This window comes from Tateyamaria omphalii (assembly GCF_001969365.1).
GTDB classification, from domain to species: Bacteria; Pseudomonadota; Alphaproteobacteria; order Rhodobacterales; family Rhodobacteraceae; genus Tateyamaria; species Tateyamaria omphalii_A.
This window is the reverse complement of the sequence record NZ_CP019312.1, coordinates 387,878-407,133: the sequence shown is the minus strand read 5'-3', so window position 1 is coordinate 407,133 and position 19,256 is coordinate 387,878. Positions and strand designations below refer to the sequence as shown.

At 60.6% G+C, this 19,256-nt stretch carries 24 protein-coding genes; 10 read left to right on the top strand and 14 right to left on the bottom strand.

Annotated elements, in window-relative coordinates:
* Positions 1–59 precede the first annotated feature (59 nt).
* Both BWR18_RS02025 and BWR18_RS02020 read right to left on the bottom strand, forming a co-directional pair.
* Positions 60–389 (bottom strand): sarcosine oxidase subunit delta, encoded by a 330-nt coding sequence (locus BWR18_RS02025; RefSeq protein ID WP_076626476.1) that lies wholly within the window; start codon positions 387–389, stop codon positions 60–62.
* A gap of 87 nt (positions 390–476) precedes the next feature.
* Positions 477–695, bottom strand: coding sequence for a hypothetical protein (locus BWR18_RS02020; RefSeq protein WP_076626475.1), 219 nt, complete (start codon positions 693–695; stop codon positions 477–479).
* 200 nt (positions 696–895) lie between these two features.
* Between BWR18_RS02020 and BWR18_RS02015 the strand changes: the two genes are divergently transcribed.
* Positions 896–1,081, top strand: a complete 186-nt coding sequence (locus tag BWR18_RS02015) for a hypothetical protein (protein ID WP_076626474.1) — start codon at positions 896–898, stop codon at positions 1,079–1,081.
* A 67-nt stretch (positions 1,082–1,148) separates the two neighbouring features.
* On the opposite strand, the gene BWR18_RS02010 is transcribed toward BWR18_RS02015, so the two are convergent.
* Both BWR18_RS02010 and BWR18_RS02005 read right to left on the bottom strand, forming a co-directional pair.
* Complete coding sequence (locus BWR18_RS02010; protein ID WP_076630063.1) at positions 1,149–1,400, bottom strand: hypothetical protein; 252 nt, start codon at positions 1,398–1,400, stop codon at positions 1,149–1,151.
* A 106-nt stretch (positions 1,401–1,506) separates the two neighbouring features.
* Entirely contained in the window at positions 1,507–2,751 is a 1,245-nt protein-coding gene (locus BWR18_RS02005; protein ID WP_076626473.1) for a sarcosine oxidase subunit beta family protein, read from the bottom strand.
* A gap of 206 nt (positions 2,752–2,957) precedes the next feature.
* On the opposite strand from BWR18_RS02005, the gene ccmI reads away from it, so the two are divergent.
* The 3 genes from ccmI to BWR18_RS01990 are packed head-to-tail and all read left to right on the top strand — an operon-like array spanning position 2,958 to position 4,887.
* Positions 2,958–4,175, top strand: a complete 1,218-nt coding sequence (ccmI, locus tag BWR18_RS02000; RefSeq protein ID WP_076626472.1) for a c-type cytochrome biogenesis protein CcmI — start codon at positions 2,958–2,960, stop codon at positions 4,173–4,175.
* Positions 4,172–4,648, top strand: coding sequence for a Holliday junction resolvase RuvX (gene ruvX / locus BWR18_RS01995; protein ID WP_076626471.1), 477 nt, complete (start codon positions 4,172–4,174; stop codon positions 4,646–4,648). Before ccmI ends, ruvX begins: the two co-directional genes overlap by 4 nt.
* Positions 4,645–4,887: a DUF1289 domain-containing protein gene (locus BWR18_RS01990; protein WP_076626470.1), complete on the top strand. Its 243-nt coding sequence runs from the start codon at positions 4,645–4,647 to the stop codon at positions 4,885–4,887. Before ruvX ends, BWR18_RS01990 begins: the two co-directional genes overlap by 4 nt.
* An 89-nt stretch (positions 4,888–4,976) precedes the next feature.
* Here BWR18_RS01990 and BWR18_RS01985 read toward each other — a convergent pair whose 3' ends face one another.
* The 3 genes from BWR18_RS01985 to dusA all read right to left on the bottom strand — a co-directional run bounded on the left by BWR18_RS01985 (position 4,977) and on the right by dusA (position 7,577).
* Complete coding sequence (locus BWR18_RS01985) at positions 4,977–5,492, bottom strand: hypothetical protein (protein WP_368073633.1); 516 nt, start codon at positions 5,490–5,492, stop codon at positions 4,977–4,979.
* Positions 5,493–5,710: 218 nt separating this feature from the next.
* Positions 5,711–6,532, bottom strand: coding sequence for a sulfite exporter TauE/SafE family protein (locus BWR18_RS01980; RefSeq protein WP_076626469.1), 822 nt, complete (start codon positions 6,530–6,532; stop codon positions 5,711–5,713).
* A 28-nt stretch (positions 6,533–6,560) separates the two neighbouring features.
* A complete protein-coding gene (gene dusA / locus BWR18_RS01975) occupies positions 6,561–7,577 on the bottom strand; it encodes a tRNA dihydrouridine(20/20a) synthase DusA (RefSeq protein WP_076626468.1) in 1,017 nt (338 codons plus the stop codon).
* 233 nt (positions 7,578–7,810) lie between these two features.
* Between dusA and BWR18_RS01970 the strand changes: the two genes are divergently transcribed.
* The 5 genes from BWR18_RS01970 (at position 7,811) to BWR18_RS01950 (ending at position 10,235) form a co-directional block, all read left to right on the top strand.
* Positions 7,811–8,008 carry a hypothetical protein gene (locus BWR18_RS01970; RefSeq protein WP_076626467.1) on the top strand — a complete coding sequence of 66 codons (198 nt, stop codon included), beginning with the start codon at positions 7,811–7,813 and terminating at the stop codon, positions 8,006–8,008.
* Between the two features lie 6 nt (positions 8,009–8,014).
* A complete protein-coding gene (locus tag BWR18_RS01965; RefSeq protein ID WP_076626466.1) occupies positions 8,015–8,683 on the top strand; it encodes a serine hydrolase domain-containing protein in 669 nt (222 codons plus the stop codon).
* Positions 8,676–9,239 (top strand): calcium-binding protein, encoded by a 564-nt coding sequence (locus tag BWR18_RS01960; RefSeq protein ID WP_157598621.1) that lies wholly within the window; start codon positions 8,676–8,678, stop codon positions 9,237–9,239. The genes BWR18_RS01965 and BWR18_RS01960 overlap by 8 nt, the downstream gene beginning before the upstream one ends.
* Positions 9,236–9,553, top strand: coding sequence for a hypothetical protein (locus BWR18_RS01955; protein ID WP_302622832.1), 318 nt, complete (start codon positions 9,236–9,238; stop codon positions 9,551–9,553). The genes BWR18_RS01960 and BWR18_RS01955 overlap by 4 nt, the downstream gene beginning before the upstream one ends.
* 211 nt (positions 9,554–9,764) lie before the next feature.
* On the top strand, positions 9,765–10,235 hold the full coding sequence (locus tag BWR18_RS01950) for a helix-turn-helix transcriptional regulator (RefSeq protein ID WP_076626463.1): 471 nt from the start codon (positions 9,765–9,767) through the stop codon (positions 10,233–10,235).
* Positions 10,236–10,239: 4 nt separating this feature from the next.
* On the opposite strand, the gene BWR18_RS01945 is transcribed toward BWR18_RS01950, so the two are convergent.
* The 7 genes from BWR18_RS01945 to dctP all read right to left on the bottom strand — a co-directional run bounded on the left by BWR18_RS01945 (position 10,240) and on the right by dctP (position 16,960).
* A complete protein-coding gene (locus tag BWR18_RS01945; protein ID WP_076626462.1) occupies positions 10,240–10,428 on the bottom strand; it encodes a DUF2783 domain-containing protein in 189 nt (62 codons plus the stop codon).
* Complete coding sequence (locus tag BWR18_RS01940; protein ID WP_076626461.1) at positions 10,418–12,055, bottom strand: FAD-dependent oxidoreductase; 1,638 nt, start codon at positions 12,053–12,055, stop codon at positions 10,418–10,420. The genes BWR18_RS01945 and BWR18_RS01940 overlap by 11 nt, the downstream gene beginning before the upstream one ends.
* A 3-nt stretch (positions 12,056–12,058) precedes the next feature.
* Positions 12,059–13,009, bottom strand: a complete 951-nt coding sequence (locus BWR18_RS01935; RefSeq protein ID WP_076630062.1) for an MBL fold metallo-hydrolase — start codon at positions 13,007–13,009, stop codon at positions 12,059–12,061.
* 221 nt (positions 13,010–13,230) lie between these two features.
* Positions 13,231–13,650, bottom strand: a complete 420-nt coding sequence (locus BWR18_RS22320; RefSeq protein WP_076626460.1) for a Tm-1-like ATP-binding domain-containing protein — start codon at positions 13,648–13,650, stop codon at positions 13,231–13,233.
* Positions 13,651–13,850: 200 nt separating this feature from the next.
* Entirely contained in the window at positions 13,851–15,248 is a 1,398-nt protein-coding gene (locus tag BWR18_RS01925) for a TRAP transporter large permease (RefSeq protein ID WP_076626459.1), read from the bottom strand.
* Entirely contained in the window at positions 15,248–15,877 is a 630-nt protein-coding gene (locus BWR18_RS01920; protein WP_076626458.1) for a TRAP transporter small permease subunit, read from the bottom strand. The genes BWR18_RS01925 and BWR18_RS01920 overlap by 1 nt, the downstream gene beginning before the upstream one ends.
* A gap of 66 nt (positions 15,878–15,943) precedes the next feature.
* Positions 15,944–16,960 carry a TRAP transporter substrate-binding protein DctP gene (gene dctP / locus BWR18_RS01915; protein WP_076626457.1) on the bottom strand — a complete coding sequence of 339 codons (1,017 nt, stop codon included), beginning with the start codon at positions 16,958–16,960 and terminating at the stop codon, positions 15,944–15,946.
* Positions 16,961–17,237: 277 nt separating this feature from the next.
* Between dctP and acs the strand changes: the two genes are divergently transcribed.
* Positions 17,238–19,190, top strand: coding sequence for an acetate--CoA ligase (gene acs / locus BWR18_RS01910; RefSeq protein WP_076626456.1), 1,953 nt, complete (start codon positions 17,238–17,240; stop codon positions 19,188–19,190).
* Positions 19,191–19,256: the final 66 nt, after the last annotated feature.

Genomic DNA, 19,256 nt, shown 5'->3' with positions numbered 1-19,256 from the left:
CTTGTCGCGGGCAGAGGCGTCGGAGCCTCCGGCGGTGGTATTTTTGGTCAGAAGAAACATCAGGCGAAGTTCCTCCACGTCCAGCCGGGACGCTTTTTCGAGATCGTGTCGAGGATCTCTTGCGGCGGTTGGGTCACCTGAGCGGAATAGGTGCCGAAGACTTCGAGCGTGGTGGTGCACCGTGCGGCGTGGAACCACTTGCCGCATCCGTAGACGTGGCGCCAGCGTTCGAAATGCACGCCCTTCGGGTTTTCGCGCATGAAGAGGTAGGTTTCGAAATCATCGTCCGACGATCCGGGTCCGAAGCGGGTCAGATGCGCCTCGCCGCCTGCGTGAAACTCGGTTTCTTCGGCTGTAACGCCGCATACGGGGCAGGTCAGGATCAGCATGCGCGCGCTCCGATGGCTGGTGCGGACACGCAAAAGGCGGACGTCCGAAGACGCCCGCCTTGTGCGGTCCGAATAGTTGGGGAGGAGTTATTCGGTTGGTACCGCCATACCTGCAGCGCCTGTCGAGTCGATTGCCGCCGGTGCGATGGCATCCTGTGTGGGCGCGCCTTCGCGACCGCCGGATCCGACAGAGCCGAGGACGGCCAGCAGGGCGACGACGGCCACGATGACCGCAAAGGAGATAAGCAGCCCGCGGCCCGACACGCCGTCGCCGCGATGGATATTCGGGTTTGGATAGTCTGACATGGGTAAGCCTCCGTTTTCTGGGACTTCATGTCAGCATTGGGACGGTTGTGCGCAATTGAAGCGTCGGATGGGGCCGAAAACGGGCCGAGGGCAGCCGGTTTGGTACAAAATGAGCGGCTGCGTTCCGCCTGTTTGGTGATTTTGCGTGACCTGAGCGGCGATTCTGTGCCACTGTCAACCAAAGTTGACAGGAGATCACCATGGATCATACAACCGGCGCCATCCTGGTCTTTGGCGCGATCGCAGTGGGCGCGGTCATCATGTTTATGCTCGAACGCCGTGCGGCTGCAAAACGGCTTGAGGCGCGCGGAGGGCGCGAGGTCGACGTTGCAAACCTTATCGCCTTTGGCTCTGCCGCGGGCGAAGGGGAAAAGACGCACGACTGAGCCACGCGCCTTTTCCTCTGGACGCAGCATCTTCGCTGCGCCGGATTTTGTATGTGCAGTGAGAAGATCAGTTGCCTTCGCCTGACACGGCGCCTTCAACTTCGGTTGCGGCCCCCTCGACAGCGGCGCCTGCGCCTTCAATCGTGATCGTGAGGTCATCGCTGGGTGCGTTTTCGCCACCGGCAAACATGAAATAGGCCATTCCGGCGACCACGACGACAAGAACCCCAACGACAAAGGCAAGGCCCGAGTTCCCGCCGGAATTCGTGGTTGTGGTCGTGGTTGTGTGGTTCGTGCCAGTGTCTTCCGTGCTCGACATGTCATTGATCCTTTCGAAATGTGTATCGAAAGGGAAACGTCGCGACTGGCGGGGCGGTTCCGACGAACCGCCCTCTGCCAATGCGATGAGGTGTAGTGGAGCGCGCTCAATGCGCGACCCCCGCGGCGACGCTTTCGTCGATGAACCGGCCCTCGCGGAAGCGGTTGAGCCCGAACGCGTCGGTCAGCGGTGACCGGCCTTTGGCCATCAGTTCGGCCATGGCCCAGCCGGAGCCCGGGATCGCCTTGAACCCGCCGGTGCCCCAGCCGCAGTTGATGAACACGCCGTCCACGGGCGTTTTCGACAGGATGGGCGAGCGGTCGCCCGTCACGTCCACAATTCCGCCCCATTGCCGCAACATCTTGAGGCGGCTAATCATCGGGAACGTCTCGACCAGCGCGCGGACGGTCTCTTCGATATGGTGGAACGACCCGCGCTGGGTGTAATTGTTGTAGCCGTCGGTGCCGCCGCCGATGACCATCTCGCCCTTGTCGGACTGGCTCATGTAGCCGTGGACCGTGTTGGCCATTACCACAACATCCATGCAGGGTTTGATCGGTTCGGACACCAGCGCCTGCAGAGCGACGGATTCGATTGGCAGACGGAAGCCAGCCATGTCGGCCAGGTGGCCAGAATGACCCGCTACGACGATGCCCAGCTTGTCGCAGTCGATGGCGCCCCTGGACGTATCGACGCCCACGACCGTGTCGCCCTCGCGGCGAATGGCGGTGACTTCGCATTGCTGGATCACGTCCATGCCCATGTCGGAACATGCGCGCGCGTAGCCCCAGGCCACCGCGTCATGCCGCGCCGTACCGCCGCGCGCTTGCCAGAGGCCCCCCATGACCGGATAGCGCGGGCCATCCAGATGAATGATCGGCACCAGTTCCTTGACCTTTTCGGGACCGATAAACTCGGTCTTTACACCTTGCAGCGCGTTGGCATGGGCCGTGCGCTGGTAGCCACGGACCTCGTGGTGGGTCTGGGCCAGCATGATCACACCGCGGGGGCTGAACATGACATTATAATTCAGGTCCTGGCTCATCGTCTCGTAGAGGCTGCGCGATTTTTCGTAGATCGCCGCCGACGGGTCCTGCAGGTAATTGGAGCGGATGATCGTGGTGTTCCGGCCCGTATTGCCGCCGCCGAGCCATCCCTTTTCCAGGATCGCCACGTTCGTGATGCCAAAATTCTTGCCCAGGTAATAGGCGGTGGCCAGGCCATGCCCACCCGCCCCAACGATGATCACATCGTATTTCTTCTTTGGCTCAGGCGCGCGCCAGGCCCGTTCCCAGCCAATGTGGTAGCGCGCGGCCTCTCGGGCGATGGCAAAGGCAGAGTATCGTTTCATGGGCAGCCGTCTGGAACCTTGGAATCGCGATGCGGATTTCTGACGTTTTAATCGCCTTTGCGCCCGAAAAAAGGGGCCGCGCCCGCGTCGCTTTTTGACGGATTTGCGACACGGCCGCATGTCCTGCGACAACACGGGCCGGACATCGCCCCTTTTGCGTGGCGCATGCAGGGGTTACATGACCTCAGAGCTTGGATGTGAGGCGCATGTATTTCTGGATTGTGACGGCCCTTTTGACCCTTGTGGTTCTGGCAACGCTGGCCCGTGCGATGTTGCGTGGTTCAGTCGGGGACCGCCCGCCGGCGGCGTATGATCTGGACGTGTACCGGGATCAATTGCGCGAGGTGGACCGGGATCTGGCCCGCGGCGTGGTGTCCGAAGCCGATGCCGACCGGGTGCGCACCGAAGTGTCGCGGCGCATCCTGGCCGCCGATGCGGCCCTGCAAAAGCAAGAGCAGAAGCTGGACGGCTCGGGCGGGTATGTCACGCTCGGGCTCACCATCGGTGCGATCGTGGTCGGCTCTTACGTGATCTACAACGAGCTGGGCGCGCCGGGGTACGGCGATCTGGCTCTGGCCGATCGGATCGAAGCGGCGCAGATCCTGCGTGAGGAGCGCCCCAGTCAGCAAGCGGCGGAGGCCAGCCTGGATCAACGCCCTCCACCCACAGATGTCGATCCTGACTATGTCGCGCTGGTCGAGCAATTGCGGCAGGCTGTCACGACGCGCCCGGGCGACATTCAAGGCCACGAATTGCTCAGCCGGGCCGAGGGGCGGCTTGGTAACTTTGCGCGCGCCCATGCCGCCAAGGCGCAGGTGATCAGCCTGAAGGGCGCCGATGCGACCGCATCCGACTTTTCAGAATATGCGGATCTGATGATCCTGGCGGCTGGCGGCTATGTCTCGCCAGAGGCGGAGGGGGTGTTGGAGCGCGCCTTGTCGATGGATCCGACGGACGGACCTTCCCGCTATTATTATGGCCTGATGAATGCACAGACCGGGCGCCCGGATACGGCGCTGCGCATATGGGACCAGCTGTTGCGGGAAGGCCCGGCAGACGCCCCGTGGATTGGCCCCGTTTCGTCCCAGATCGAGGACATCGCCATACGCGCCGGGGTGAACTATGCCCTGCCTGCCATCGGCACGGGCCGTGGACCCAATGCCGACCAGATCGAAGCAGCCGAAAACCTGAGCCCGGCAGAGCGCATGGAGATGATCCAGGGCATGGTGTCTGGCTTGTCCGACAGGCTCGCGACCGAGGGTGGCCCGGTTGAAGACTGGGCGCAGCTGATCTCGGCCCTTGGTGTGTTGGGTCAGATGGAGCAGGCCCGCGCCATTCTGATCAACGCCCGCGACGTGTTCGGTGACGACCCACGTGCCGGGGACATTCTGAGCGAAGTGGCCGACCGCGTAGGCCTCGAATGATCACCGACGATACGGAGGCCTTTGTGACCGCCCTGCCCCCGATGCAGGCCCTCATCGGCCTCGATCTGGGCGACAAGACCATTGGCGTGGCGGTGTCAGATACATTCTGGTCCGTGGCTACGCCGCTTGAGACCGTGCGTCGCAAGAAGTTTGGTGTGGATGCCGCGCGCTTGCAGGAGATCATCGCCGCACGGCGGGTGGGTGGCATTGTGCTTGGCCTGCCCCGCAACATGGACGGGACCGAGGGGCCGCGCTGCCAATCCACCCGCGCCTTTGCCCGGAATTTCGAACGGTTGTGGGATGGCCCGATTACATTCTGGGACGAACGGCTAAGCACGGTTGCCGCGGAAAAAGCGCTTCTTGAGGCGGATACGACCCGTAAACGTCGCGCCGAGGTGATTGATCACGTGGCCGCAGGCTATATCCTGCAAGGACTGCTGGATCGGCTGGCAGCGATAAAGAGGCAGGCATGACCGACGTACCAAGTTCAGTGGTTTGGAAACGCAACGAGATCGAAAGCCCGTGCGTGCAGATCTGCGTGATCCATCCCGAGACGCGGCTGTGCACGGGCTGCGCGCGCTCCATTGACGAGATTGGCGGATGGAGCCGGATGAGCGCCGAGGAACGGCGCGCGATCATGTCGGATCTGCCGAACCGTGACGCGGCGCCCAAGGGGCGACGCGGTGGACGTGCCGCTCGTTTGAAACGGTAACGGAGACTGAAGCAGTCTTCGGCTCTTTTCAGGCGCGCAAACGCGTTGGCAAAAAGGGAAATCGCGGCAATTTCGATGCACTCTCTGCGTCACAGATCGCGCAGCCAGTCCCGAGGTTCTGAGACGTCCGGGCGGAAAAAGGCGATCATACGCCTTGCGCCCGAGGGCCCGTTCCATGGCGCGGTGCCGTGGAGCGCCATGCGGTGGATCAGAAATGACTGACCCGGGCGGGCGCGCATTGGCACGGCGTCGCACCGTTGGAACACCTCGCGTCGCGCGGCATGATAGGCATCTGTCACGTCGACGGTCATAGGATCACGGTCCCCGATTGCGTCGGCAAGAGTAGCCTGCATGATGACGTGGCTTCCCTTCCATACGACTGTTGGCGATGCGGGTACGTCGGTCAGCGGCAGCCCGAGGATGTACGCGTGGAACTCACGCGGAAACCGGCGGCGGTCTGGTCCTTCAGGCAGCAAACCGTCCACATGGGCAGCCAAGCGGGTTATCCGGTAACGATGATTGCCCTCGGTCTGGTCCGGATCACGCGCGGGATAGCCGGGATAGACAATCGAAACCTGGGCCCGGTGGAGCCGGAGGTCGGGCACGTGAGTTTGCCAAGGACCTGCAAGTGGGACACCGTCGATGGCGCCTTCCGGGTCGTTTGGCAGCAGGTCAACGCCCACAAACCACGTGTTGCCGTGGCGCAAGTTGCGTGCTTGGATCTGCGGATTTTCCGCCAGGTTTGCAGCGACCTCCTGCGCAGCCTCGGCCCAGCGCGCCGTTCATGGATCGTGATCGAAGACCACAAACCCGTCGCGGGACATCATCCCAGAACAACCCTGCGCAGCATATTGAGGGCGACCAGTACTAGAAACACGGCAAAGACCCGTTTCAGTGGGCCGGGATCCATCGCATGCGCCAATTTCACACCCCAGGGCGCGGTGATCAGGGTCATCGTGATGATGATACCAAAGGCGATCAGGTTGACCGCGCCGATGGTCAGAGGCGGCACCGGCCCCTCAATCCCAACCAGCAGGAAGCCGATGACAGAGGGTACGGCGATCAGCACGCCAAAGCCCGCGGCGGTGGCGACGGCGCGGTGGATCGGTACGGAAAAGAGGCTCATCATCGGGACACCGAAACTGCCACCGCCGATGCCCATCAGCACCGACAGGAACCCCATCGCGGGTGACAGGCCAGCGCGGCCCGCGCCCGTGGGCATCGACGCCCCCAACCGCCAGCTTGCGCGACCAAACCCCATATAGAGCCCGACGATAAGGGCGAGGATGCCGAAGATAGCCTGCAGCGTCGTTGACCGCAGCTGCGCCACCAAGAACATGCCAAGTACGGCGCCGATCACGATGCCGGGCGCCCATCCTTTCAGGATGTCCCAGTCAACGGCACCTTTCTTGTTGTGGCTGAGGACCGAGCGTACCGATGTCACGATGATCGTGGCCAGCGATGTGGCCAGGCACATCTGCATCAGGTCCGGTCCATTATAGCCAAGCGTCTGGAATGCGTAGAAGAATGCTGGGACCAGCACGATGCCTCCGCCCACCCCCAAGAGGCCGGCCAATACACCCGCGCACCCGCCGATGCCCGCGAGGACCAGCGACATCTGGATAAGGAGAATGGTGTCCGGCATCAGCTGCTCCACGAAACGTCGCGCGGTGCTACACCGCTTTGGCGTCAGGGGCCAGTGCAGTGACGTGGGCAAGGGCGGCGTCCACGAGCTCCGGCCCGGCCCCGTCACGCGTCGCGCCTTCGCTGAGAACGCGACGCCATCCGCGGGCACCGGGACGCCCGGCAAAAAGGCCCAGCATGTGCCGCGTGATCTGGTGCAGGCGCCCGCCCGCAGTCAGATGGGCCTCGATATAGGGCATCATGGCGGTGACGGCCATCTCGGCAGAGCCGTCCACACCAGACCCGAAAATCCTGCGATCCGCCTGTGCGAGGATATCCGTCGGCTGGTGGTAAGCCGACCGCCCGACCATCACACCGTCAAGCCCGCTGTCCAGCAGCTGTTCGGCTTGATCCAACGATGTGACCCCGCCGTTGACGGAAATGTGCAGATTGGGGAAAAGCTCCTTCATCCGCTGCACGAGGTCGTAATCCAGAGGTGGAATGTCCCGATTTTCCTTGGGGCTCAGCCCCTTGAGCCAAGCCTTGCGCGCGTGGATCGTAACCCGCTCGCACCCGGCGGCAACAATGCGGGACAGGAATTCGGGCAGCACCTCTTCGGGATCCTGGTCATCGACACCGATGCGGCACTTGACGGTGACCGGCACGTCAATCGCAGCCCGCATCTCCGCCACACAGGCGGCAACAGTTGCGGGATCGCGCATGAGAACCGCCCCGAAGGTCCCGGACTGGACACGATCGGACGGACAGCCGCAGTTCAGGTTGATCTCATCATAGCCTGCCGCAGCCCCCAAACGGGCAGCCTGCGCCAGTTCGACCGGGTCGGAACCGCCCAGTTGCAAAGCAACGGGATGTTCGGCGTGATCGTGGTCCAATAAATGAAGGGCGCCGCCACGGACCAAGGCCGCTGCCGTGACCATTTCTGTATACAACAGCACATGCCTGCTCAGCTGTCGGTGCAGATAGCGGCAATGCCGATCCGTCCAGTCCATCATCGGCGCGACGGATAGGCGTGCATTGCGCGACAGGTTGGTTGGTGGAACACGCATGGCGTTGTGATCTCACTGGCGGAAAAACAGGGCGCCGGGATAGTGCAAAACAGGATGGTGGACAATAGGCAGGGACAAGGCAGCAGAGAGGTGACCTGGCTGACCGTGAAACGCGGAACATGTCTGGAACAGTCTGATTTATCTGTCCGGATGCGTCCGCAAGGCAACTCGTCGAAGTGGAAGGCACCGGGCCATCGGGTCCGTCATTCCGAATTTCTGCAAGGACACATCAAATGTCATACTTTGATCCAGACGCGCTGAAACGCGCGCCCACCGAAGCGATGGAAGGATTCGCCAATCACAGCCCCGCTCCCGCAGTGGTGATCGAGATTGCCCGCGACGGCCTGTCTGTGCGCAACGCGATAGGCACGGTGGAACGTGATGGAACCCAAGCGGGCACCGCCGACCACCAGCTCGAAATCGGCTCGTAAACCAAGATGATGACATCGGTGATCGTCCAGCAACTTGTTGGCGAAGGTGCAATCGACATTGACGCGCCGCTTGCCGCACAGATGGACCTGACCGGTCTGGAGGACATCCCGAATATCCACGACGTTATGGTTCGGGAATTGCTGTCCAACCGCCCGGGCATCCCGGATTTCGACAGCATCCCTGGTCAGAGCGGGTTGCGAGCCTTCATCGAACGGCTGATGCAGCATCCGGATCGGCCACTTGAAACCGGCAAATTGCTCGCACTGGCCTCCGGTCAGGACGCCTCTTTCGCGCCGGGCGAAGCCTATGAATACTGGAACACGAACTTTCTCTTGCTGCAAAAGCTGGTCGAACAGATCACCGGGGACAGCTTCGGACAGGTGTTTTCGAACCGCGTCTTTTCCGTTGCAGGGATGAAAGACAGCTCCTTGAAGTCTGACGGCACTTTTGAAAACGGTCTGCTCTCTTATGCCGAGCTTGTTCCAGATCAGATCATCGACGTCACCGATGCGCCCCTGGACTTCGGCGCGTCTGGCGGCGTGGTGTCGACGACGTCCGACATGATCCGCTTCCTTGACGCGCTGCTTGTTTCACGCGCATTGCTGTCACCCGGTCAGATGGAGGAGATGCTGGACTTTCGAACCCCGGACAGCACACCCAGCCAGGATGGTTAAAGCCTTGGACTGTCTTCCGGCACGATATTTGGTCGATGCGTTTGCCCAGATTTTCAACGATGACGCATGGGCCAGTTTCGATCCATCCAGTGACAGTTTTACCATTGCGGGAACGGCTGCCCAGATCATGTTGGGCGAAGTGTCGGGCGGTCTTGGAGACATCGAAACCGTACTGGAACTGGATGACGCCCGCCTGACATTCGAAGGTGGATTGACCGACTTCGACCTTGGCCGTTTTACTTTTTTCAATGGCTCAACCCTTTGGATCGGCGAACAGCGCAGTGATGTCTTCGACGTGCTTCGACATGCGCCCGCTTCGACTCATGCCGATAATCAACTGATCGGATTGGACGGCAATGATCACCTGCTTGGCGAATATGGAGACGACAAGATCGACGGCGGCGAGGTCCATGACCATATCTGTGGGCAGGGCGGCGACGACATGATCCAGGGCGGTGCGGGAAACGGTTTTCTCAACGGCGGACAGGGCAACGACGTGCTGCACGGCGATAATGGTCGCGACAATCTGCGCGGGGGAGTGGCGATGACAGCCTGACGGGCGGGTCGGGAAGTGACATGCTGCGTGGCGGCGATGGCAATGACGTGCTGGAGGGGGGTGCCGATTCAGACGACTTGTGGGGCGGGAACGGGGCCGACAGGTTTGTTTTCAAAAACGAGACCGGTCATGACCGCGTATTCGGTTTTGATATGGCGGAAGACGTGCTTGATTGCTCGCAAACCCGACGGAACCTCGACGACCTACACATCGAAAACTGTGGTCGCTCCGCCCGGATCAGTTTGGGTGATGCTGAGATTTCGGTCGTTGGCGCGGGTTGCGAACCATTGACAGAGGACTGTTCTATCTTCTGAAACAGCACGCGTCCGCACCATCTGCGGGCGCGTCCACATCCATTTTCGTGACGTGCAACCTTTCCATGGCCCCAGAACACCTCGACTTCGATCAGGAGACACTGCGCCTGACAGCAGCCGTGGGGTTGCTCGTCCTGACTGCATTTTGCGCCCACCTTCTTTTGCTGCCCGATCGGCACCGCTATGTCAGGCTGCCACTTGCACTTTTTTCATGATCAGTGCCGTGGAAATGCTGGCCATCTCAGCGGCCGTTGCGTTTCCAGTGAGACAAGGCAGCATGATCGCTTTCGCAATCGAATTGGCGGAAGTGCCATTGACCATGTGCAAGCCCCTCTTGCTTTGCCTGTATGTTCAACGCCTGACCCATGATCCAACTCAGGAGATGCCTCATCACCGACGGCCTTGGCATGGGCTGCCCGTCGCTCTCTACATGTACATCTTGCCGTTGCCTGCGCCGCTGAAGGCGGGATTGCACCCTGGTGCGCATGACCGGGTCGGGGTGCGCTTTTTCGACTGCGTGAACCACTGGCGCATAAAAGATGCAGCAGACAAGCTGCGCCACACAGACGCCACGATCCCTGAGATTGCGTATGCCGTGGGCTTTAACCCGCGGTCTTCCTTTTATACCGCGGCCAAGCGTGAGTTGGGGATGACCCCATCACAATATCGAAAAGGTGCTTAGCGCGTTACCGCTTGCGCGCGGCTTTCAGGGCTTGCGACAGAATGGCCCGGTCGCCGATGTGGTTGGCCAGGATCAGCAACAGACGCGCATTGAGCGCATCACTTTCTTTTTTGCTCAGGTCCTTATGTACTGCCAATAATTCGTCATAAAATCCGTCCGGATCGGGAATGTTTGGGTCGAGGTTAAGCGTCATACGTACGACCTCGTCCAATAGCAGTCCGCAGCGCATTGGCGATTATCTGGTCGTCTGCCGTGGGCCACCGCGCCGCAACGTGTTGATCTGGCCGAATGAGGTAGAGGGCACAGCCCGCGTCACCAAGATACCTTTCTCGCAACGCGCCTGTCGGATCATCTTCCTGCGTGGAAAGCGCAAGTGTTTTCACAGGAATACCGTCGATCTGCGGGAGCGCGGGAGGGGTGGTGTTTATTGCGAGGATCGTGAAAGCGCCTGTGAGTTCATCCAGCAAAAATCCGTTTTGCAACGGTGCATCAACACAGGGCGCGCCGACCCGTGTTTTGTCTGGCCCGGCAAGACGATCAGGCCCATTCAACGACAAACCATCGTACACACAGGGCACAGACAACCGGCCCGAGTTGACCATCGGGCGGGCAAAACTGTGATCTTTCGCAAGATCAAGGATCGCGTTGCGGAAGACTTTGCTGATCTCGCTTTTTGGTGTCAGGAAATCCGTGGCTCGGGTCGAATTCAGGATGTTTTCGTCTGCTCCGTGCGCACGTTCCTCGGAATAGGTGTCGAGCAGGGCATCGGGTGCGAGGCCGCGCAGAACCAGGTCCAGCTTCCAGGCCAGATTGTCCGCATCCTGCACACCGGAATTGGCCCCACGCGCGCCGAAGGGAGACACTTGGTGCGCGCTGTCACCGGCAAAGATCACGCGATCATGGCGAAATTCTTGCATCCGACGGCATTGGAACGTGTAGATCGACGTCCATTCCAGTTCGTATTCCGCACCCTCGCCCAGCATCGCATCGACGCGGGCGCGGATGTTTTCCTCTTTCAGCTCTTTGTCGCGGTCGATGTCCCAACCCAGTTGAAAGTCGATGCGCCAAATATCGTCCGGTTGCTTGTGCAGCAGCGCAGATTGGCCCGCGTCCTTGAACGGCGGTTCGAACCAGAACCACCGCTCGGTCGGGAAATCGGCCGTCATCTTGACGTCAGCGATCAGGAAGTTGTCTTCGAACACGCGGCCATCAAAGCCTAGCCCCATCATGTCGCGTATGGGTGAGCGCGCGCCGTCACACGCGATCAGCCATTCGGCTTCAAGTTGATAAGGGCCGTCAGGTGTGTCGACATCGAGCAGCACATGGTCGTCGCGCTGATCCATAGCAGTGACAGCGTTGCGCCCGCGGATCTCGATTGGCGCGCCTTCTGATTGCGCCGCGCGGATCTCGTCCACCAGGAACTTTTCAAAATAGGGCTGCTGCAGGTTGATAAAGGCCGGGCAGCGGTGCCCATCCTCCGGCTGCAGGTTAAACTGGAACACGCGGTCGTCGCCGTGAAAGACCTTGCCCACGTTCCAGACAACGCCTTTGTCCATCATCCGCTGGCCTGCGCCAAGACGATTGGCAATCTCCAGCGTGCGCTTGGCGAAACAGATGGCACGACTGCCCTGCCCCACGCCGTCATGGTCATCAAGAACCACCACTGGGGTTCCCTTGCGCCCAAGGTCCAGCGCCAAGGCCATTCCAATCGGCCCACCGCCCACAACAACCACTGGGTGTCTTTGTGCGGGCAACGTCTGAGCCGCAACGGGGGCGTATGGGTAAAGTTGGAACTCTATGTCGTAACGTACATCGACCATGTCCTAACCCTGCAACGCCTCCCACATCTCTATGTCCCGCTTGGCCGTCCAGACACGCGGATGCGCGATGCCGCGGGCCTCGTCATAAGCGCGGGCGACGTTGAAAGGCAGGCAGTGCTCGTAAATCGCGTAGTCATTGAATTTTGCGTCACATTCAGAGCGCACAGCATCCCATGCCTCTTTCAAAGAACCATTTCGCGCGGCAACCCGGGCGGCCGGGCGGTAGGTGCTATCCACAAAATCCCGCGTGTTTTCGATGGCTTTGTTCACCATCTCTGATCCGACGAGTGCATCCCCGCGCCCCGGTGCGATGGCGTCAACGTCATAGGCTTTGATCTTGTCCAGGGTGCCGCCCCATGCGCCGAAATACCCGTCACCGCAGTAGCAGGCTGAATGATATTCCACGATGTCACCCGTAAACATCACGTTCTGATCAGGTATGTGAATGACAGCATCCCCTGCCGTATGAGCGCGGCCCAGATGTTTGATGTCCACCCTTCGGTTTCCAAGATAAACGGTCATTGCATCCGTGAAGGTCGTTGTCGGCCAGGTCAGGCCCGGAATGCTCTCGTGCCCTTCAAAGAGACGCGGGAAGCGTTGGAATTCACTGTCCCAATCCTCTTGTCCGCGCTCGGCCACCATGCCGCGGGCCATGTCGGACATGATGATCTGATCCGCGCCATAGGCGGATGCGCCCAGCACCCGCACCGCGTGGTAATGGGTCAGCACCAGATGCGTGATCGGCTTGTCTGTCACCGACCGCACCTTTTCGATCACCTTCTCGGCCAGACGCGGGGTCGCCTGTGCCTCGACAATCATCACGCTGTCGTCGCCGATGATAACGCCGGAATTGGGGTCCCCTTCGGCGGTAAACGCCCACAGCCCCTCACCAATCTCGTCAAAGGTGATGGTCTTTTCCGTCATGTCCCCCTGGGATGCGAAAGCCTTGGCCATGGTTTTGTCCTTGTTTATCGCGCGGCCTGCGCCCGCCGTGCCGTGCATGTTTCGAAATCGGGTATCAGTTGCTTTTGTAACTAACAACGCGGAAGCGCCGGGCGCTCACGTTATCTGGACTGTTCCGTCGGCCACCCAGCCGTCAACGATGGCAAGTGCCGCCTCGACAAATGCAGGGGCGTTAATGTGACACCCCAATTCGGAGAATTGGATCGGGTCAGTCATCTGCGTCCGCATCTCATCGCAAAAGGCCGCAAGGGCTTGCGCATTATGTGCTTTGCCGCCGCGGCGGCCCACTCCTCGATCCCCTGGTTTGGCAGCAGCACATAAACGGGCGCGTCCGACTGCTTCAATCGCTGCGCCATCTCGCGCGATGCTCTCAAAGGCCATGCCGCCCATACCGGTGGCGTGGCAGATCGCGACCTCGGACCCGCGCCTGCCGCCTGGGACAAGGACGACTTGCAGACAGAGTTGAGGCCGTAGAGACCGCCCGTCCATAGGATCATTTGGATGTCGGCTGACAAACGTTGCGGTTCTATCAGAGGCGAAAAGGAGACCGTTGAGACAACGTATTTGAGCACACCAAGCGGCAGGACCCGGCAGATATCGAGCGCGGCATCGGTCCCCATTGTGCCTCCCACAATGATGATCCCGTCAAAGCGGCCTTCGGTGAACAGGCGTTGCGCGAAAGCGCTGGCACCCTAGCCATGATCTGCATTGCGGTGTTTTCTGCGTCCCTTTCGATGGTGGCCTGGATAATGTAGTTCAGTCGTCATTCTTGGTGTCGTAGGTACTGACCACCAGGATCGTCTTGTCCGGCATCATCGCCTCCGTCCGCCGTTCACGCGAGTGAGGGCAACCACAGCACGATTGCGGGGAAGGCCACAAGAAGTGCGATCGTGATCGCGTCCGCGATGAAGAACGGCGTCACGCCTTTAAACACATCCTGCACACTCAGGTCATCGCGTACGCCCGCCACGACGAAACAGTTGAGGCCGATGGGCGGCGTGATCAGACAGAACTCCGCCATCTTCACCACGAGGATCCCGAACCAGATCGCGCACATGGGCCCTGACATGCCAAAGGCGCTGTCCTCGGCGCTCACGAACTCGCCCCCGTTCAGGGCCATGACCGCCGGGTAAACGACGGGCAATGTCAGAAGGAGCATGCCTATGGCGTCCATGAACATACCCAGCACGGCGTAAGCGAGCAGGATGCAGATCAGGATCAGCATGGGTGAAACGGTCAGCGAGGTGATCCAGTCGCTGAAGGCGCCCGGCAGGTCGGCAAAGCCCAGGAACCGGACGTAGATCAGCACGCCCCAGATGATGGTAAAGATCATCACGGTCAGCTTGGCGGTTTCGATCAGCGCGTCCTTCAGTTCGGACAAGCGCATTCCGCGGTAGAGCGCCATCAGGAACACGATGAACGCGCCCACAGCACCGCCTTCGGTCGGCGTGCCCCATGCATCACCGAAAGGGTTGTAGACGAAGAAGATAATGATCACGACCACGGCCACGATGGGCAGCGCAGGTGGCAACGCGACCAGGCGTTCGCGCCATGTGAAACCGCCAACCGGCGGTCCGACATTTTTGAAGATGACCGCGATACCAATAATGAGAACGGCATACACAAACGCGGAAAACGCACCCGGAATGAACCCTGCGAGCAGCAGTTTGCCCACGTCCTGTTCCACGATGATGGCGTAGATAACGAGGATGGCGGAGGGCGGGATCAGGGATGCAAGCGTTCCACCTGCGGCCACGACACCCGCGGCGAACTGCTTGTTATATCCGATCTTGAGCATTTCGGGGATGGCGATGCGTGCAAACACGGCTGCAGTCGCGACGGATGCACCTGATACCGCGGCGAAACCGGCAGTCGAAAAAACTGTCGAAACAGCGAGCCCGCCCGGCACCCATGCGATCCATTTCTTGGCCGCATCGAACAGGGCGGTCGTCAACTTTGCGTAGTAGGCGAGGTAGCCGATCAGGATGAACGTTGGGATCAGGCTGAGCGCGTGGGCAGACACCTTGGAATGTGGCACCTGACCTGCGATTTTCACGCTGATCTCGACCGCCTTCCCGAACCGTTCGGGCGCATAGTCGAACCCGTTCCAGCGCAACCACACCAGCCCCACAAATCCCGCCAGGCCGGCGGCGAAAGCGACGCGCATGCCCAGAAAGACGAGGCACAGCATGCCGCCCGTGGTCCACAGACCGATTGTGATCGGATCCATCAATCCGCCCCTTCCAACGCGTCGGCCTCGGCCCTGGCCTGGGCCGCCACGCTCTGTATCAGCGGCACGGCCACGGGGCGATCCAGGTTCAGCCAGAGCGCCCGCGCGTAGCCGACGGCTTGCAAAACCAGGCGCGCGCAGAGCACCACAAAGGCGATTGGCACCAGCAGCTTTGACGGCCAGAGCGGCATCGAGATGTCGATGGAACTGTCGCGACTGCACAAGGGTCGCGCGCAATCAAAGGAGCGGTCGAAATGCGCCCACGCCCCCCAGACGAGCGCGATCATCAGAACAAGGATCAGCAGCACCATCACCAATTCGACAAACCACAACACACGCCCGCGCATGGCGCCGACAATGATGTCCATGCGGATATGGGTGCCACTGCGCTGCACGTAAGACACGCCCATGATTGCGATCAGCGGCATCAGCGCTTCGATGTAGTCGACGTACCCCAGCAGCGGCTTTTCGAAGAATTCGCGCGCCGACACGGAGTAAGCCGCCAGGAACATGAGGGAAAAGGCGGCCAGGCCACTGAGCAAAGCCATCACGCGCTCGATGGGCAGCAAGGCCCGGTCCAAGCGACTTAGTAGGCTGGAATCCTCCAGCACAGTGGATGTACCTGCCATGCCCGCCCCCTTAATGAGGTTGTTCGTTCTGGCTCGGCAGGTAGTAGGACCTGCCGAGCCAGTCTTTTAGCTGCCGCCCTTGGCGTCCGCGAGAGTCTTGACGACCAGATCATAGAGTTCCTGGCCTGGGATCCCTTGGGCTTCCATATCAGCGATCCAAGCATCACGTGCAGGATCGGCCGCCGCAGCACGGAACTCTTCGATCACGTCAGGTGCAATCTCGACCTTCTGCACGCCCTTCTCCTCCAACACGCTGTCCCAGCGCTCCAGCAGTTCCGCGTAGTTGGCCAGGTAGTGATCCAGTGCTTCGGGGATCGAGCTTTCAAGCGCGGCCCTGTGGTCATCCGACAAGCTGTCATAGGCGTCGATGTTCACGACGACAGGGCAGTTCACGGTACCGGGGTTCAGATTGGCCGTCCACCAATCCGCCTGGTTGATGGTGCCAAAGGACAGGTGCGCGTGCTGGGCGAAGGCCACTGTATCCACAACGCCCGACTCCATCGCCTGGTAGGCTTCGGTCGCCGTTACAGACGTCGGCACGCCGCCAACACTTTCAAACGCTTTGCCCAGCCCACCGGTCGCGCGCACGCGCATCCCTTCAAAGTCGGACAATTTCGTCTTGGGCTCGCCCGTTCCCACGATGTTGTATTGCGGCATCGGCGAGGTCATCAGCAGCTTTGCGTTCCACTGCTCCATTTCCTCTATTGCGGCGGGGTGTTGATACACAGCAGAAGCAACAGCCACTTCCTGTTCCAGGTTCTCAACACCCAGGAAGGGCAGTTCCAGGACCGTGATCACGCGGTTCTTGTCGCGGTGATAGCCCGCACAGAACTGCGCCATCTCGAAGGCGCCGATGGAAATGCCATCCAGATTCTCGCGGTTCTTGGACAGCCCCCCGTAGCTGATGTTCATTGTGAATTCGCCGTTCGTCTTTTCACTGACCAACTCTGCCAGTTTCTCGACATGTTCAGTAAAGGCACGGCGCTTGCCCCACACCGACACATTCCACTCGGTCGCGGCCGCTTCGAGCGCGAAAGTGCAGGAAATAGCTGCGGCGATGCCGCCCACTGCGATCGTTTTCATGATATCTCTCCCTTGCTGCGGGACGTGTCGGCCCGCTTGCGGAGAGGCTAACGTGGCGATGCTGCGCTGCCAAGGGCTCGCAAGCGAAGTGCAGCCGTTTGCGCGGGCTCGCTACAGCGGCTGGTCGCGATGATCCCCTACAACCAACGTCTCATTTATTTCCTTCTGCGCTGCGTTGCGTATTATCACAGACAAGAGGGAGGAGACCCGCCGCAGGTGTGGCGGGGTGCGCGGTTTGTGCGCCTCCGATCACACGACTGCACGACCGGGAGGAACCATGTCGGATACCAAGACCCACGCGCCAAACCCAGAATTGGCCGCACATGCCCATGTAGACGCCGCAAAATACAAAGAGATGTATGCTGCATCCATCGCCGATCCGGCTGGCTTCTGGGGTGAACACGGCAAGCGCATCGACTGGATCAAACCCTACAGCCAGGTCAAAGACGTGTCCTATGACTTCGGCAACGTGGCGATCAACTGGTATGGTGACGGAACATTAAACGTCTCGTCCAACTGCATTGATCGTCATCTTGCGGCGCGCGGCGATCAAACAGCGATCATCTGGGAACCGGACAGTCCGGAGGATGAGGCCAAGCACATCACGTATCGCGAACTGCATGCCGAGACATGCAAGATGGCCAACGTGCTCAAGGATCTTGGCGTTGGCAAAGGCGACCGGGTTGTCATCTATCTGCCCATGATACCAGAAGCGGCCTATGCCATGCTCGCTTGCGCGCGGATCGGGGCCATTCATTCCATCGTTTTTGCGGGCTTCTCGCCCGACGCGCTGGCGGCCCGTGTGTCGGGTTGCGACGCCAAGGTCGTTATCACCGCCGATGGCGCGCCGCGCGGGGGCCGGGTGACGAACCTGAAGGACAACGTGAACCAAGCGCTGATCAACGTGATTGATGACACGAAGTGCCTTGTCGTCAAACGCACGGGTCAGCAGATCGCGTGGCGCAACGGACTGGACTATTGGCTTCACGAAGAAGCTGCAAAAGCAGCTGACGATTGCCCGCCAGAGGAGATGGGTGCCGAGGATCCCTTGTTCATCCTTTACACCTCCGGGTCCACAGGACAGCCCAAAGGCGTGGTACACACAACCGGCGGCTATCTTGTTTACGCCGCGTTCACCCACGAGATCACATTCGATTACAAGGACGGCGATGTCTATTGGTGCACCGCAGACGTGGGATGGGTCACGGGGCATAGCTACATTGTCTATGGCCCGCTGGCGAATGGTGCCACGACCCTGATGTTCGAAGGGGTGCCGACCTACCCGGACGCCTCTCGCTTTTGGCACGTATGCGAAAAGCACAAGGTGGCACAGTTTTACACGGCGCCCACCGCGATCCGCGCGCTCATGGCGCACGGGAACGATCCTGTGACGAAATGCGACCTGAGCAGCATCAAGGTGCTCGGCACGGTGGGTGAGCCGATCAATCCCGAGGCGTGGAACTGGTATAACGACGTTGTGGGTGGCGGGCGCTGCCCCATTGTCGACACCTGGTGGCAGACCGAGACGGGTGGACATCTAATGACCCCCCTGCCCGGCGCCCACGCAACCAAGCCGGGCGCGGCGATGAAGCCGTTTTTCGGGATCAAACCGTTGGTGCTGGAGCCCGCTTCCGGCGAGATCATCGAGGGCAACGGGGTCGAGGGCGTGCTCGTCATCGCGGACAGCTGGCCCGGACAGATGCGCACCGTCTGGGGCGATCACGAGCGGTTCGAGAAAACCTATTTCTCGGACTACAAGGGTTACTACTTTACTGGTGACGGCTGCCGCCGGGACGCAGATGGCGACTACTGGATCACCGGCCGCGTCGATGACGTCATCAACGTGTCTGGTCACCGCATGGGCACGGCCGAGGTCGAGAGCGCGCTTGTTGCGCATTCCAAGGTGGCAGAGGCGGCGGTCGTGGGCTACCCGCACGACATCAAGGGTCAGGGCATCTATTGCTACGTGACCCTGATGAACGACGAAGAGCCCAATGAGGAGCTTCGCAAGGAACTGCGGACCTGGGTTCGGACCGAGATTGGACCGATTGCGTCACCCGATCTGATCCAATGGGCACCTGGCCTTCCCAAGACCCGGTCGGGCAAGATCATGCGACGCATCCTGCGCAAGATTGCCGAAGATGATTTCGGCGCACTTGGCGACACGTCCACCCTTGCCGATCCGTCGGTTGTTGATGATCTGATCGAAAACCGGATGAACAAGAGCTGACGCGCAAAGAGCGCCAATACATTTGCAGATCCCGCCACAATACTGGCATTGCTGGCGTGCGCACGG